This is a genomic window from Haloplanus rubicundus (genome assembly GCF_003342675.1).
Lineage (GTDB): Archaea > Halobacteriota > Halobacteria > Halobacteriales > Haloferacaceae > Haloplanus > Haloplanus rubicundus.
Map to the genome: position 1 here is coordinate 1,053,863 of NZ_CP031148.1, position 13,288 is coordinate 1,067,150.

The following is a 13,288-nucleotide window of genomic DNA, read 5'->3' on the forward strand; positions in this document are numbered from 1 at the left end:
GGTGCCGTGATGGTCGAGACCGTCACCCTCTATCGCGCGCCCACCACCCCCGCGGACGCCGACGCCATCGCGGACTGGCTCCGCGACCGGGTGGCCGCCGAGGTCAGGGTGCGCGACCGGCTGTTGGGCGCTCCCGACGACTCCGATGCCCTCGCCGAAGCACTCGCCGCCGCCCGCGTCACCGACCCCTACGACCCCGAGACGGGCAATACCATGGTCGGGATCGTCCGCTACGAGGAGCGGGCGCTTTCGGCCCCCGAACGGGCCGGCGGCGTCGTCTACGACGGGCAGGCGGTCGGGCGGGCGCTGAACGCCCGCCTCCCCGACCGGCAGGGCTTGGACCACCTCCACGTCCCCCTGCTGGACCGCGTCCTCGGGACGTGGGGCGACCACGACGGCCGCTGGCACAAGCGCGTGGCCGTCCTCGGACAGCCCTCACTGATCTCCGTGCCCGGCCTCTACGAGGCGCCGGCCAAGCCCGAGGCGTACTACGAGGCCAAGAGCAAACACGCCATGCTGACGGGCGACGCGCCACCCCGGGAGGTGCTGGAGGCGGAAATCGAGGGCGACTTCCTCGTCGCCGACGACCCGCGGACGACAGACGCCCTGAAGGGGTACGTCCTCGCCGCGGTGGCGTTCGTCGAGACGGGCACCGCCTTCTGTGACGACGAGCGGTGTCGGCTGTACGACGCCCACCGCCAGCCCGGCGTGGTGCGGGCACAGCTTCGCGACCCCGAATTCTGCGAGGCGCACGCCGAGCGGTACGGCTAACGCCGCCCGGCGCTCAGGTAGGCGAAGCCGCCGGCACGCGTCCCGTGGGTCGCCGCGGAACAGCGGTCCAGCACCGTCCGGTGTGCCGCCGCCACCCGACGGTCGAGGACGCGCGTCGGCGACTCGCCGTGATGATCCGCGGTGCCCGGGGGCGCCGACGCGCGGACGACGAGTCGGAAGAGGGGGTTGAGCGACCGGCCGGGGAGCCGGTGGCTCCGCGCCAGATCGAGGAGGGCGATCCGGTCGGGGTCGAGGTCGTCGAGCCAGCCCTCGACCGTCGCCGCGGGATCGGGGAGCATCCCCATCAGGAAACTTGCGGTGACGGCGTCCGCGTCACGGAGGGGGAGGCGGGTGGCGTCGCTCAGACAGACGATCACGTTGTCCCAGCCAGCGCGTTCGATCCGGTCGCGGGCGCGGGAAACGGCGCCGGGGGCGAAGTCGACGCCGACGACGGCACCCTCGCTCCCGACTCGCTCGCGGAGGTAGGGGAGGGTCGCGCCGGTGCCACAGCCGACGTCGACGACGGTATCGCCCGGGGCGGGGTCGAGCGAGCCGACGAGTGCGGTCCGGAGGCGACGGACACCGGGGGCGTGCGTGGCGAGGCGGTCGTAGCCGGGCGCCCACCGCGAGTAGAAGACCTGCGCGGCGCTCGCGCGGTCCGGATCGGGAGTCGTCATCGGGCCAGATCGCGAATAATTCGCGCGACGGTCGGCGCGTCGTCGGCGAGGACGTACGTGATCGGCTCGATGCCGAAGCCGCCGGTCTGGTAGAGGACGAACGGGGCGTCGGGGTCGGCGTCGCGGACCGCCTCGGTGACGCTTGGGCGAGCGGCCTCGTCCGACTCGGCTCCGTCCCGGCCGGCCTCGTACTCGACGGTCGGGTAGCCAGCCTCGCGCAAGGCGTCGACGAGTTCGGGATCGTAGCGGACGTTCACTGCACTCCGGACGGTCGCCCCCGCGGCGCGGGCCGACAGGAGGACGGAGGCGACGTGTTCGCTGACGCCGAACTCCGGATCGGAGGGGATGGTCGCCGTCCCGCGCACGTCGAAGATGCGGCCGGGGACGCCGGCCACGTCCTCCACGTCGGTCGCCTCGGGCAGGCACTCGACGAGGTTGGAGCCGACGTTGGGGACGAGACCGGCGAATCCGGAGGTGTTGCGGAGGATGCGGAGGCCGCGGCGCACCGACGAGCGGACCTGTTCGGTGGTTCGGGCGCCGCTCTCGGGGTCGTGGACGTCGAAGGAGGCGTCGTACTCGCGGAGGGTGGGCATGAGTTCGCGGTGGCGTTCGGCGAGCAGGTCGCCGTCCTCCAGCTGTCGGACGAGGACCTCGAGTTCGATGAGCGCCTGCACGCGGCTCATGTCGCCGGTCGCCAGCCCGTCGCCGATCCGTTCGACGAGTTCCCGGACGCGTTCGTCCTCGCTGATCCGGTCGCTGGTCGCCACCTCGCCGTGGGCGTACTTCGAGACGGCGGACTGGGAGATGCCGAGGGCGTCGGCCACCTCGCGCTGGGTGAAGCCCCGCTCCCGGAGGTCGGCGGCGAGCATCGACCGCACGGTGGGCAGGAACTCCTCCACCACGATCTCCTCGACGAACTTCATGACTCGAACTCGGGGTCGTCGCCGATGCGGGAGGCCTGCGGGCCGTGTTGGTCCTGGTATTTCGAGCCGCGCTCGCTTCCGTACGGCCGTTCGGCGGGCGAGGTGAGTTCGGTGAAGACGAGCTGGGAGACGCGCATGCCGGGCGTGAGCGCGACGGGGGCGGTGCCGAGGTTGGAGAGTTCGAGCGTCACCTGCCCGCGGTAGCCGGGGTCGACGAAGCCGGCGGTGGCGTGGACGACGACGGCGAGGCGGCCGAGCGAGGAGCGTCCCTCGACGTTGGCGACGAGGTCGGCGGGCATCTCGACGCGTTCTTTCGTGGTGCCGAGGACGAAGTCGCCGGGGTGGAGGATGAACTCGTCGCCCTCGTCGACGACCGTCTCCGAGATGTACTCGCCCACTTCCTCCTCGCGGGTGGGGTGGATACAGGAGATGTTGGTGCGCTGGAACTCCAGAAACTCCGAGCCGAGGCGGAGGTCGACGCTGGCCGGCTGGACCTGTTGGTCGACGTCGTCGAGGGGGTCGATCACGAGGTCACCCTCGCGGAGGCGAGCGAGGATGTCGGTGTCCGACAGGATCATACCTAACGGGGTGGTGTCGAGGGGTAAAATCCCCCCGGTCGGCGCCGTGACGGTGGCGTCCGTGGACGGCGCGGTGCCGTTCGAGGCAATTCCTGACGGAACCGTGAAGGAAACGGCAACGCTTTTTTGAGACGCTCCGAAATCGATACGATATGTCTGATGAGGTCAAGCGGGGGCTGGAGGGTGTCGTGGTTTTCGAGTCCCGGCTGAGCTACATCGACGGCGACGCCGGCGAGTTGGGCTACCGCGGGTACGCCATCGAGGATTTTGCGCGTGAGGCGAGTTACGAGGAGGTGCTGTCGCTGCTCTGGAACGGCGAGTGGCCGACCCGCGCCGAACACGACGAGTTCGCCGCTCGACTGGCCGCCGAGCGTGACCTCGACCCTGCCGTCTACGACCTCATCGAAGCGCTCGCGGCGCAGGACGAGAACCCGATGGCGGCCCTGCGGACGGTCGTCTCCGCACTCTCGGCGTCCGATCCGGACGCGGACGCCGACCCGGCCGACCGCGAGACGAACCTCGCGAAGGGCTGTCGCATCACCGCGAAGTTCCCGACGGCGCTCGCGGCGTTTGCCCGCCTCCGCAACGGCTTCGATCCGGTCGAACCCCGCGAGGATCTGGGCCACGCCGCGAACTTCCTCTACATGCTGAACGGCGAGGAACCCGACGAGGTGGCAGCCGAGACGTTCGACACCGCACTCGTCCTCCACGCGGACCACGGCCTGAACGCCTCGACGTTCGCGGCGATGGTGACCACGTCGACGATGTCGGATCTCCACAGCGGCGTCACGAGCGCCATCGGGACGCTCGCCGGCAGTCTCCACGGCGGCGCCAACCAGAACGTCATGCGGATGCTGAAGGAAATCGACGAGAGCGACGCGGACCCGGGCGACTGGATCGAGTCGGCGGTCGAGGAGGGGCGGCGCATCCCCGGCTTCGGCCACCGCGTCTACAACGTCCGGGACCCGCGTGCGGGCATTCTGGAGACGTACTCCGAGCGGCTGGGCGAGGAGTCCGGCGATCCCCGGTGGTACGACTACTCCGTCGCCATCGAGGAGTACATGACCGAGGAGAAGGGTCTCGCACCCAACGTCGACTTCTACTCCGCGTCGATGTACTACCAGATGGGGATTCCGATGGATCTCTACACGCCCATCTTCGCGCTGTCGCGGGTCGGGGGCTGGATCGCGCACATGCTCGAACAGTACGAGGACAACCGCCTCATCCGCCCCCGCGCCCACTACGTCGGGGACCGTGGTCGCGAGTTCGTCCCGCTCGACGAGCGGTAGCCGAAAGGCCGAACACCGCGGCGGTCCCACACCGTTCATGGAGGTTTTCGTCTACGGCACCCTCACCGAACCCGAGCGAGTGGCGTCCATCGTCGACGCCTTCGTCTTCGTCGGCGCTGCCGTTCTGGACGGCTGTCATCCCGTCGCGGGCCGATATCCGACGCTCGCACCCGGCGGTCAGACCGCCGGTCGCCTCCTGCGGACGGACGAGATAGACGCCCTCGACGCCTACGAGGGCGTCGACGAGGGACTCTACGTCCGCGTGTCTACAGCCCGAACCGACGGCGGAACAGTCGCCGTCTACGTCGGCGATCCAGACGCCCTCGACGCCGAGGAGGCGGTCGAGTGGCCCGGGTCGGGGCCGTTCGCCGAGCGCGTCCGCCGCTACTTCGAGCGCCATCCGGTCGTCGTCAGGCCGGAACACTCTTGATGGTGCGCCATGCGAACTGGTGCCACCCCTTCGCCGTCGTACACTTTCACTTTCACCGCGCCTTCATGACGTTTATATCCCTGCGCGACTATCCACTACTTGCACGTCACACGCGTGCATTCCCCCTTCCTCACATTCCGGAGCGGCGGCACTGGTCTACATAAACCGTTAACAGCCACCGACGGGTATGGGTGGTATGATCTCGTACGAGGACGTGCTCGCCGCCCGAGACCGGGTCGCGGGCGTGGCGCGTCACACGCCGCTCGAATACTCGTTCGCCTTCTCGGAGATGACCGGTGCCGACGTGTATCTCAAGCTGGAGAACTTCCAGCGCACGGGCGCGTTCAAGATCCGCGGGGCGATCAACCGGATCGAGACGCTCTCCGACGAGGCGAAGGCGGCGGGTGTCGTCACCGCGAGCGCCGGCAACCACGCACAGGGGGTCGCGCTCGCGGCGACGCGGGCGGGCGTCGATTCGAAGATCGTCATGCCCGAACACGCGCCGGTGTCGAAGGTGAAAGCGACCGAGCGCTACGGCGGCGAGGCCATCCTCCACGGGACGGACTACAGCGACGCGCAGGCGGAGGCCCACCGGATCGAGCGCGAGGAGGGGCGGACGTACGTCCACGCCTTCGACGACGAGATGGTGATGGCCGGGCAGGGGACCATCGGCCTCGAAATCGTCGAGGACTGCCCGGAGGTGGAGACGGTGATCGTCCCCATCGGCGGCGGCGGGCTGATCTCGGGCATCGCGACGGCGGTGAAGGCCCACGACCCCGACGTGCGAGTGATCGGCGTGCAGGCCGAGGGGGCCTCGAGCGCCGCCGAATCGCTGCAGAAGGGTGAGATCTACGAGCGCGAGAGCGTCGACACCATCGCGGACGGCATCGCCACCCGCCGGATCGGCGACCGGACGTTCGAGGTGATCAAAGAGCGCGTCGACGAGGTGGTGACCGTCGACGACGAGTCCATCGCCATCGCTTTGACCTACCTGCTCGAACGCGAGAAGGCGCTGGCGGAGGGCGCGGGCGCCATCTCGCTTGCGGCCCTGCTCTCCGGAGCCATCGAGTACGAGGAGGGCGAAGTGATCGTCCCCGCGCTCTGTGGCGGGAATATCGACCTCAACGTGCTGACGACGGTGGTGATGCGCGGATTGGTGGCGACGGGCCGCTACCTCCGATTCCGCACCATCCTGAAAGACCAGCCCGGCGCGCTCGTCGAACTCGGGGAGATCATCGCGGACCTCCGCGCGAACATCACGGCCTTCCACCACGACCGCACCTCGCGGGACGTGGCGATGAACGACGCGCGGGTCGAACTCGAAGTGGAGACGCGGGGCCCGGACCACGTCGACGAACTCCTCTCGGCGCTCCGCGATGCGGGCTACGAGGTCGAAATCGTCAACGGCTACCAGATGTCCGTCTGACTCCCTGCGGTGGCGGTGACGGCAGTACCGGCGCGGATGTGTACTTTTAACCGGAACGGCAACGACCGATCGAGCGTGAAACGAACCATCAGCACCGACGACGCCCCGGCGGCCGTGGGCGCGTACAGTCAGGCGACGACGAACGGATCGCTCCTCTTCACTGCGGGCCAGCTCCCGCTGACCACGGACGGCGAACTCCTCGACGACGAGTCCGTCGCCACCCAGACCGAACAGGCGCTCGACAACGTCCTCGCCATCCTCGACGCGGAGGGAGCCGACGCGAACGACCTGCTGAAGGTGACCATCTTCCTCGACGACATCGAGAACTTCGACGAGATGAACGAGACGTACGGGACGTACTTCGACGCGGAGCCGCCGGCGCGGAGCGCCGTCGAAGTCGGCAACGTGCCGAAGGGCGCGGCCCTCGAAATCGAGGCCATCGCCGATATCGAGTGATCGAATGACGCCGCGGCGGAAATCCAGCCTCCTGTGGGGGCTCGTGGGCGCGCTCACCTTTCTCGTGCTCGTGCAGGGCTACCGGCTGGTCGTCGGTCCCCTCGACGTGAGCGTCGTCGCCATCGGTGGCGTCACCCTCCTCGTCGGCGCGACGGCGGCCGGTCTCACCCACGCGCTGGCGCCGCGGATACACGAAAACGGAAGGAGTTAAAGGGTCGAACGGGTATTCGTAACTGCGAGCCGGGATGGCCGAGTGGTAAGGCGCACGCCTGGAAAGCGTGTTCCCTCTGGGATCCAGGGTTCAAATCCCTGTCCCGGCGTTTTCTGCTTCGATACCGACGATCAGCGCCGCGTACTCGCCGTGCGTGACCCCAGCGACGGCCCCGCAGTCACGACATCGCGTCCCGCGGCATCACCAGGTCGCCGTAACACTCCGGACACCGCGTGAACGTCCCGGTCACACCCGTCGTGGTCCGGTACTCGGCGTAGTCACAGTCGGTGCAGACGGCTTCGGCGACGTATCTACGGACGGCCGCTGACTCCGTCGGCCCGAACTCGGTACCGCCCTCTTTCAGAGACATGGTAACACTTCACATTCCACTCACTTAAGCCATACGGCGCGACAAACCGAATATCTCTGGTCGAATGTGTGTTTTTGAACAAATTCGGTGGTTGTTCGAACAGTATCGCGGCGGCTCGGAATCGGAGAAAGGTTCATGTGGTGGGCGCTCGTTCCCTTGCATGACAATGCCTGACACGAAAAGTGGTCGCGAACGAAACGGCCGGAACAAGCGCGCGCAACTCCGCCAGCAGCTGTACGAGCAGGAACTCGAATCGCTCGACGAGGACGCAGACCTGCCGGAGTTCGGCGAGGGCGAAGAAGAGTTCGCGGCCGACGACGTGTAACGACCCCACCCTTTTGCCGCAGCGGTAGCCACACGAACGCCCCGGAGCGGCGAGTGTCGGGGCCCTTTTAACCGCCCCGTCCGAACCGGTCGCCCGTGCCACTCCGTGCGAACTACGCGACGATATACGTCGGCGCGCAACTGGCGCCGGAGACGCGGAAACTCGACCTCGACTGGGCCGACGACGCCGGCGACGAAACCGAGGCCTTCGAGTTCGAGGTGCCGACGGCCGACCCAACCGACGGCTACGTGGGCATCCAGGCGTTCGACGTGGGGGAGTACGGTCACGAAATACTGATCAACGGCGAGCCGATGAGCGGGTTCGACATCCCGCCCAACGACGGCTGGCAGTACTGGGTCGACACCTTCGGCGACGCCGTCACCCTCACCGAGGGGACCAACCGCCTCCGCATCGGCCGCGACGCCGACACGTCGGACGCCTTCGCCGTCGGCACCGTCACCGTCCACTGGAAGGAACCCGACGGCGACTGAGGCCGGAACGCGTATTTAAACACCCCGGAGAACCGTAACACGCGTCTTCGTTCGGGCCGTGATAACAGTTCTCAAACGGCAGTTCGAGTCGCCTACGTCCGTCGATTGGGGAGCGACAGCGGTGTGTCGTCGATCCCGTGCACGACTGCCGACACCACTTACTTTTATATAGAAGGACAAACAATCGTTCGGTGAACCATGAGTCAGCGAATGCAGCAGGGTCAGCCGATGATCATTATGGGCGAGGACGCCCAGCGCGTCAAGGACAAGGACGCACAGGAGTACAACATTTCGGCGGCCCGCGCCGTGGCGGAGTCGGTACGCTCGACGCTCGGCCCGAAGGGGATGGACAAGATGCTCGTCGACTCGATGGGCACCGTCACCATCACCAACGACGGCGTGACCATCCTCCAGGAGATGGACATCGACAACCCGACGGCCGAGATGATCGTCGAGGTTGCCGAGACACAGGAGGACGAGGCCGGCGACGGCACCACCACCGCAGTCGCCATCGCGGGTGAACTCCTGAAGGAGGCGCAGGACCTCCTCGAACAGGACATCCACCCGACGGCGATCATCAAGGGCTTCAACATGGCCGCGGAGAAGGCCCGCGAGGAAGTCGACGACATCGCGGAGCGCGTCGACGCCTCCGACGAGGAGCTCCTCCGGAAGGTCGCCGAGACGTCGATGACGGGCAAGAGCTCCGAACTCGACAAGGAGCTGCTCGCCCAGCTCGTCGTCGACGCGGTGCAGGCCGTCACCGTCGAGGCCGACGACGGCTCCCACATCGTCGACCTCGAGTTCGTCGAGATCGAGACCCAGACCGGCCGCTCGGCCTCCGAGTCCGAACTCCTCAACGGCGCGGTCATCGACAAGGATCCCGTCAACGACGACATGCCCGTCGAGTTCGACGCGGCGGACGTCCTCCTGCTGAACGACCCCATCGAGGTCGAGGAGACCGACGCCGACACCTCGGTCAGCATCGACAGCCCCGACCAGCTCCAGCAGTTCCTCGACAGCGAGGAACGCCAGCTGCGCGAGAAGGTCGATCAGATCGTCGCGACGGGCGCCGACGTGGTGTTCTGTCAGAAGGCCATCGACGACCTCGCCCAGTATCTCCTCGCCAAGGAGGGCATCCTGGCCGTGCGCCGGACCAAGAAGTCCGACATGGGCTTCCTGCAGGAGATCCTCGGCGCCGAGATCGTCTCCGACCTCGACTCCGCGACCGACGCCCACCTCGGCCACGGCTCGATCAGCCGTGACGCCGACGCCGGGCTGTTCTACGTCGAGGGTGACGACGCCCACGGCGTGACGCTCCTCCTCCGCGGCTCGACCGAGCACGTCGTCGACGAACTCGAACGCGGCATCAAGGACGCCCTCGACGTCGTGTCGGCGACGGCCTCCGACGGCCGCGTCCTCGCCGGCGGCGGCGCCATCGAGGTGGAGCTGGCCGGTCGCCTCCGCGACTACGCCGACGACATCAGCGGGCGCGAACAGCTCGCCGTCGGCGCCTTCGCCGACGCGCTCGAAATCGTCCCGCGCGTCCTCGCCAGCAACGCCGGTCTCGACAGCATCGACACGCTGGTCTCGCTCCGCGCGGCCCACGAGGACGGCGACGTGCACGCCGGCCTGAACGTCTTCTCGGGCGACGTGGTCGACACCTACGAGGCGGGCGTCGTCGAACCCGCCCACTCCAAGGAACAGGCGCTCTCCTCAGCCACCGAGGCCGCGAACCTCGTCCTGAAAATCGACGACATCATCGCCGCGGGCGACCTCTCGACCTCCGGTGACGGGGACGAGGGCGGCCCCGGCGGCGCCGGCGGCGGCATGGGCGGTATGGGTGGCATGGGCGGCGCGATGTGACGTAGGGCACGCTTCCTTCTCACCCCGCGCACCGACACAAAACACATATTTTCGACGCCGGTACGACGCCTCATGCCCTCCAGCAGACGCGCCCTTCTGACCGGCGTCGGTGCCGCCCTGACCGGCCTCGCCGGCTGTCTCGATTTCGGCGGTGGGACGAACCAGCCGTCGTCACCCACGGGTACATCGACGGCGACCCCGAGCCCGACATCCACGCCCCCCGCACTCACCGACACGACGCTCGGCAACGCCATCGCCCTCGACACCGACGGCGACGGGCGGGGCGACGGGATGGTCGTCGTCGTTTCCGACCTCGTCTCCGCCCACTCGATCCGGTATCTGACCGCGCCTGACGCCTTCGGCGTCGCCGACGCCGGTGGGCAGCAGTTCGCCCTCGTCCACGTCGCCGCCCGGGGCGAAGGCACGCCACCGACCCCCGACGACTTCTCGCTCGTCGCCGACGGGACGACGTACGAATCCGGCATCGCGAGCGTCGGTCCCGCCCGCGTCGACGACCCCGTGTCCGGCCGTCCGTACGGTGGCTCGGACCGACGGGGCTACCTCGGTTTCCGGGTCCCCGCGCCCCTCGACGCGGACACGGTGGCGATCCAGCTCGCCGAGACGGGCCGGTGGACGGTCTCCGACTCGGAACTGGATGCCCTCCGCTCGCCACCGCCTGCCTTCTCGACGCGAATCGAGGTGCCCGAACGCGTCGCCGCCGACGAAGCGATTTCGGTCCGTATCGACGTGACCAACGAGGGCGAGGGCCTCGGCACCTTCCACGGCGCTATCAACCACCAGGGACCGCTCTACGCGGCCGACGCGTTCTCGTTTTCGCTCCCGCCCGGCGAATCCACGACCCACGAGGCGACCGTCGGCTACTTCCGCGGGAGCGAGTCCCCTCCCGCACGCGTCCAGTTCGGCGTCGTCGGTCCGGGCGTCTCCGAGTCGTTCACGGTGTCCATCGAGGGCGGCGGCACGCCGTCGGGAACCGCGACGGTCACGGACACGCCGTCCTGAGACTGTTGCGTAACTGATACCTTCGCGGAGGTGCTACCACTGCCATGGAGACCCTCCTTCTGGACGCCGACGCGGTGGACGAGCACTCCCCGACGACGGCCGTCGTCGACGCCGTCGAGGCGGCCTTCGCCGCCCACGCCCGCGGCGACACGGTGATGCCGGCGAAGTCGTACGTCGACCTCCCGCGGTACGACGGCGACTTCCGGTCGATGCCGGCGTACCTCGACGCCGGCGACTGGGACGCGGCGGGGCTGAAGTGGGTAAACTCCCACACCGAGAACCGGCGCCGGCACGACCTTCCCACCGTGATGGCGACGATGTGCTACTCCGCCCCGGAGACGGGACTGTTGCTCTCGATCATGGACGGGACGACGCTGACGACGAAGCGGACGGGCGCGGCCGCCGCCGTCGCCACCGACCGCCTCGCCGTCCGGGACGCGACGACGCTGGGGCTGGTCGGCGCGGGAGCCCAGTCGCACGCCCAACTCGACGCCATCCTCACCGTCCGTCCCATCGAGACAGTGGTCGTCGCGGACGCCGACCCGGACCGCGCCGCGGCGTTCGTCGAGGCGGTGCGTGACCGCGTCGACGCCCGCGTCGGCTCCATCCCCGAGGCCGTCGCCTGCGACGTGGTGTCGACGACGACGCCGGTCCGCGACCCCATCGTCGACGCCGCCGACGTGGGCGCCCACACCCACGTCAACGCCGTCGGCGCCGACGCGCCGGGCAAACACGAACTCGACGACGACCTGCTGGCGGCCGCGAAACTCGTCGTCGACGACCGGGAGCAGTGTACCCACTCGGGGGAGATCAACGTCCCCTACGCCGCGGGACGGCTCACCGACGACGATATACACGCCGCACTCGGCACGGTGGTGATCGGCGAGGCGACGGGCCGGACGCCCGCGGACGGCGTCACCGTCTTCGACAGCACTGGCCTCGCGGTGCAGGACGTGGCGGCCGCCCGCGTCGTCTACGAGCGGGCGTCGGCGGCCGGCGCGGGCGTGGCGTTCGACCTGCTGGGGCGTTAGACGAGCCGCTCACGCATCCAGTCGGCCGCGTACGGCCGGTACTGCGTCACCCGGTTCTTGCAGACGTGGTCGCCGTCGGGGTAGTAGAGCAGTTCGCCGTTGGGCGCCCGCTCGGCGATCCGTCGGGTCTGTTCCGGCGGAATCACGGTGTCGTTGCCGCCGACGATCATGAGCGCCGGGGCGGTCAGGTCCTCGATGTCGCCGCGGAGCGTCATCCGCTCCGTGATCTCGTCGGCCTCGACGAAGGAGTCGGCCCGGCAGGCGTGGAGGAAGCCGTCGCGCATCGAGACGGAGCGATAGAGGGAGGCTGGCCCGACGCTGAAGGGGCCGGCGAGGCCGACGCAGGCGTCGAACCGGTCGTCGTTCGCGGCGACGTGCGGGGCGTAGAACCCGCCGATCGAGACGCCGTAGACACCGAGACGGGAGGCGTCGACGTCGTCGACGCCCTCGACGTGGTCCACCACCGCCGAGATGGCCTCGTGGTAGTCCGGCGTCATCGTCCGGGTGTACCACATCTCGCCCTGCCCGGGACCGTCGACGGAGAGCGTCGCGATCCCGCGAGCGTGGAAGTCCGAGGCCCGCGTGTGCTGTTCTTCCTTCGTCGAGTCGAGGCCCGAGAGGAGGATCACCAGCGGCGACTCGTCGAGTCCGTCCGGCGTCCCGCCGGGAACCCGCAGGTAACCCGGAACGTCGGCGCCGCCCGGATGCGGCGCCTCGATCCGCTCCGCCGGCGGGTCGAGATGCGGGGCGGCCCGCTCCCACAACTCGACGCCGCGCCGGTGGACCCGTTCGCGGCGGCCCTCGTCGACGAACCACGCGAACGAGCCGAAGTGACAGTACATCGACGCCCGCAGGAAGTGTTCGCCCGCCGTCGTCGCGTTGCCCGCCGCTTCGGCCTCGCGGCCGTGTTCAGCGTGCTCTTCGCCGACCGCCGCGAACGCCTCGCACCACTCCTCCCACGCCCCGATGTCGTCGCGCAGGTTCTGGAGGTCGTAGCGGTCCAGCCCCTTGGCGAGAAAGCGCGTCCACCAGCGGTCGAACCGGCCCTCGACGAACTCGCGGCCGCGGTCGTCGGTCACGCCCATCCCCCGTCGTCGCGTGGTCGTCCCCCTCGGTCCACCGTCGTCGCTCTCGACGCTGAATCGTGCACGGTGACCGCAAGGTGGGCAACGGTTCTGATAAAAATTCCTACGAAACGTTTATACACTCACTCTTCCGTCGGCGCCACGGCGTCGAGGACTTTCGTTATCGCCCAGACGAGGAGGATCACCGGGAGGAGGGGAAGGAAGAGGATCAGCATGCCGAGAAAGATGGTCCAGCCGATGGCGTCCATCTCGGCGTCGGCGCGGGCGCGGAACGGCTTCCCGAGGGTTCGGTAGACGGGTTCGAGCGTCGGTTCGTCGGCCGTCTGTTCGGCATCGCTCATA

Annotated in this window: 18 protein-coding genes and 1 tRNA gene; 13 read left to right on the forward strand and 6 right to left on the reverse strand. The window is 68.7% G+C overall.

Annotation, left to right across the window (positions count from 1 at the left end; genetic code table 11):
- Positions 1–9: 9 nt before the first annotated feature.
- Positions 10–771, forward strand: coding sequence for a DUF7001 family protein (locus DU484_RS06395; RefSeq protein ID WP_114605435.1), 762 nt, complete (start codon positions 10–12; stop codon positions 769–771).
- On the opposite strand, the gene DU484_RS06400 is transcribed toward DU484_RS06395, so the two are convergent.
- Genes DU484_RS06400 through dcd form a run of 3 tightly spaced genes read right to left on the reverse strand, consistent with a single transcriptional unit; the run spans position 768 to position 2,949 of the window.
- Positions 768–1,448: a class I SAM-dependent methyltransferase gene (locus DU484_RS06400; RefSeq protein WP_114585296.1), complete on the reverse strand. Its 681-nt coding sequence runs from the start codon at positions 1,446–1,448 to the stop codon at positions 768–770. The two genes, DU484_RS06395 and DU484_RS06400, sit on opposite strands and share 4 nt — an antisense overlap.
- On the reverse strand, positions 1,445–2,371 hold the full coding sequence (locus DU484_RS06405) for a thiamine-phosphate synthase family protein (protein ID WP_114605436.1): 927 nt from the start codon (positions 2,369–2,371) through the stop codon (positions 1,445–1,447). Before DU484_RS06405 ends, DU484_RS06400 begins: the two co-directional genes overlap by 4 nt.
- Positions 2,368–2,949 (reverse strand): dCTP deaminase, encoded by a 582-nt coding sequence (gene dcd / locus DU484_RS06410; RefSeq protein ID WP_114585298.1) that lies wholly within the window; start codon positions 2,947–2,949, stop codon positions 2,368–2,370. The genes DU484_RS06405 and dcd overlap by 4 nt, the downstream gene beginning before the upstream one ends.
- Between dcd and DU484_RS19455 the strand changes: the two genes are divergently transcribed.
- The 7 genes from DU484_RS19455 (at position 2,933) to DU484_RS06440 (ending at position 6,870) form a co-directional block, all read left to right on the forward strand.
- On the forward strand, positions 2,933–3,079 hold the full coding sequence (locus tag DU484_RS19455; protein WP_157969269.1) for a hypothetical protein: 147 nt from the start codon (positions 2,933–2,935) through the stop codon (positions 3,077–3,079). The genes dcd and DU484_RS19455 overlap by 17 nt on opposite strands.
- A gap of 22 nt (positions 3,080–3,101) precedes the next feature.
- Positions 3,102–4,238 (forward strand): citrate synthase, encoded by a 1,137-nt coding sequence (gene citZ / locus DU484_RS06415; protein ID WP_114585299.1) that lies wholly within the window; start codon positions 3,102–3,104, stop codon positions 4,236–4,238.
- Between the two features lie 37 nt (positions 4,239–4,275).
- Positions 4,276–4,668 (forward strand): gamma-glutamylcyclotransferase family protein, encoded by a 393-nt coding sequence (locus tag DU484_RS06420; protein ID WP_114606726.1) that lies wholly within the window; start codon positions 4,276–4,278, stop codon positions 4,666–4,668.
- 196 nt (positions 4,669–4,864) lie between these two features.
- The gene (gene ilvA, locus DU484_RS06425) at positions 4,865–6,094 is read left to right on the forward strand and encodes a threonine ammonia-lyase (RefSeq protein WP_114585300.1); all 1,230 of its coding nucleotides are present in this window, start codon (positions 4,865–4,867) and stop codon (positions 6,092–6,094) included.
- A gap of 75 nt (positions 6,095–6,169) precedes the next feature.
- Positions 6,170–6,550: a Rid family detoxifying hydrolase gene (locus tag DU484_RS06430; RefSeq protein ID WP_114605437.1), complete on the forward strand. Its 381-nt coding sequence runs from the start codon at positions 6,170–6,172 to the stop codon at positions 6,548–6,550.
- 4 nt (positions 6,551–6,554) lie between these two features.
- A complete protein-coding gene (locus DU484_RS06435; protein WP_114585302.1) occupies positions 6,555–6,761 on the forward strand; it encodes a hypothetical protein in 207 nt (68 codons plus the stop codon).
- 28 nt (positions 6,762–6,789) lie between these two features.
- Positions 6,790–6,870: transfer RNA gene (locus DU484_RS06440), tRNA-Ser, on the forward strand.
- 69 nt (positions 6,871–6,939) lie between these two features.
- Here DU484_RS06440 and DU484_RS06445 read toward each other — a convergent pair.
- Complete coding sequence (locus tag DU484_RS06445) at positions 6,940–7,131, reverse strand: hypothetical protein (protein WP_114585303.1); 192 nt, start codon at positions 7,129–7,131, stop codon at positions 6,940–6,942.
- Positions 7,132–7,297: 166 nt separating this feature from the next.
- On the opposite strand from DU484_RS06445, the gene DU484_RS19945 reads away from it, so the two are divergent.
- The 5 genes from DU484_RS19945 (at position 7,298) to DU484_RS06465 (ending at position 11,861) form a co-directional block, all read left to right on the forward strand.
- Complete coding sequence (locus tag DU484_RS19945; RefSeq protein ID WP_187347772.1) at positions 7,298–7,456, forward strand: hypothetical protein; 159 nt, start codon at positions 7,298–7,300, stop codon at positions 7,454–7,456.
- A 95-nt stretch (positions 7,457–7,551) separates the two neighbouring features.
- Entirely contained in the window at positions 7,552–7,947 is a 396-nt protein-coding gene (locus tag DU484_RS06450) for a DUF7383 domain-containing protein (protein ID WP_114585304.1), read from the forward strand.
- Positions 7,948–8,175: 228 nt separating this feature from the next.
- Positions 8,176–9,810 (forward strand): thermosome subunit beta, encoded by a 1,635-nt coding sequence (gene thsB, locus DU484_RS06455; RefSeq protein WP_114587182.1) that lies wholly within the window; start codon positions 8,176–8,178, stop codon positions 9,808–9,810.
- A gap of 72 nt (positions 9,811–9,882) precedes the next feature.
- Positions 9,883–10,830 carry a hypothetical protein gene (locus DU484_RS06460; RefSeq protein WP_114605438.1) on the forward strand — a complete coding sequence of 316 codons (948 nt, stop codon included), beginning with the start codon at positions 9,883–9,885 and terminating at the stop codon, positions 10,828–10,830.
- 44 nt (positions 10,831–10,874) lie between these two features.
- On the forward strand, positions 10,875–11,861 hold the full coding sequence (locus DU484_RS06465) for an ornithine cyclodeaminase family protein (RefSeq protein ID WP_114605439.1): 987 nt from the start codon (positions 10,875–10,877) through the stop codon (positions 11,859–11,861).
- On the opposite strand, the gene DU484_RS06470 is transcribed toward DU484_RS06465, so the two are convergent.
- Positions 11,858–12,940 (reverse strand): alpha/beta hydrolase family protein, encoded by a 1,083-nt coding sequence (locus tag DU484_RS06470; RefSeq protein WP_157969519.1) that lies wholly within the window; start codon positions 12,938–12,940, stop codon positions 11,858–11,860. The genes DU484_RS06465 and DU484_RS06470 overlap by 4 nt on opposite strands.
- Before the next feature lie 128 nt (positions 12,941–13,068).
- The gene (locus DU484_RS06475) at positions 13,069–13,287 is read right to left on the reverse strand and encodes a DUF7535 family protein (protein ID WP_114605441.1); all 219 of its coding nucleotides are present in this window, start codon (positions 13,285–13,287) and stop codon (positions 13,069–13,071) included.
- Position 13,288 lies beyond the last annotated feature (1 nt).

What these genes read in the sequence shown, in the direction of transcription:
- DU484_RS06395 (WP_114605435.1), top strand. Translation starts at nt 10, where the DNA reads ATGGTCGAGACCGTCACCCTCTATCGCGCGCCCACCACCCCCGCGGAC.
- DU484_RS06400 (WP_114585296.1), bottom strand. Translation starts at nt 1,448, where the DNA reads ATGACGACTCCCGATCCGGACCGCGCGAGCGCCGCGCAGGTCTTCTAC.
- DU484_RS06405 (WP_114605436.1), bottom strand. Translation starts at nt 2,371, where the DNA reads ATGAAGTTCGTCGAGGAGATCGTGGTGGAGGAGTTCCTGCCCACCGTG.
- dcd (WP_114585298.1), bottom strand. Translation starts at nt 2,949, where the DNA reads ATGATCCTGTCGGACACCGACATCCTCGCTCGCCTCCGCGAGGGTGAC.
- citZ (WP_114585299.1), top strand. Translation starts at nt 3,102, where the DNA reads ATGTCTGATGAGGTCAAGCGGGGGCTGGAGGGTGTCGTGGTTTTCGAG.
- DU484_RS06420 (WP_114606726.1), top strand. Translation starts at nt 4,276, where the DNA reads ATGGAGGTTTTCGTCTACGGCACCCTCACCGAACCCGAGCGAGTGGCG.
- ilvA (WP_114585300.1), top strand. Translation starts at nt 4,865, where the DNA reads ATGATCTCGTACGAGGACGTGCTCGCCGCCCGAGACCGGGTCGCGGGC.
- DU484_RS06435 (WP_114585302.1), top strand. Translation starts at nt 6,555, where the DNA reads ATGACGCCGCGGCGGAAATCCAGCCTCCTGTGGGGGCTCGTGGGCGCG.
- DU484_RS06445 (WP_114585303.1), bottom strand. Translation starts at nt 7,131, where the DNA reads ATGTCTCTGAAAGAGGGCGGTACCGAGTTCGGGCCGACGGAGTCAGCG.
- DU484_RS19945 (WP_187347772.1), top strand. Translation starts at nt 7,298, where the DNA reads ATGCCTGACACGAAAAGTGGTCGCGAACGAAACGGCCGGAACAAGCGC.
- thsB (WP_114587182.1), top strand. Translation starts at nt 8,176, where the DNA reads ATGATCATTATGGGCGAGGACGCCCAGCGCGTCAAGGACAAGGACGCA.
- DU484_RS06460 (WP_114605438.1), top strand. Translation starts at nt 9,883, where the DNA reads ATGCCCTCCAGCAGACGCGCCCTTCTGACCGGCGTCGGTGCCGCCCTG.
- DU484_RS06465 (WP_114605439.1), top strand. Translation starts at nt 10,875, where the DNA reads ATGGAGACCCTCCTTCTGGACGCCGACGCGGTGGACGAGCACTCCCCG.
- DU484_RS06475 (WP_114605441.1), bottom strand. Translation starts at nt 13,287, where the DNA reads ATGAGCGATGCCGAACAGACGGCCGACGAACCGACGCTCGAACCCGTC.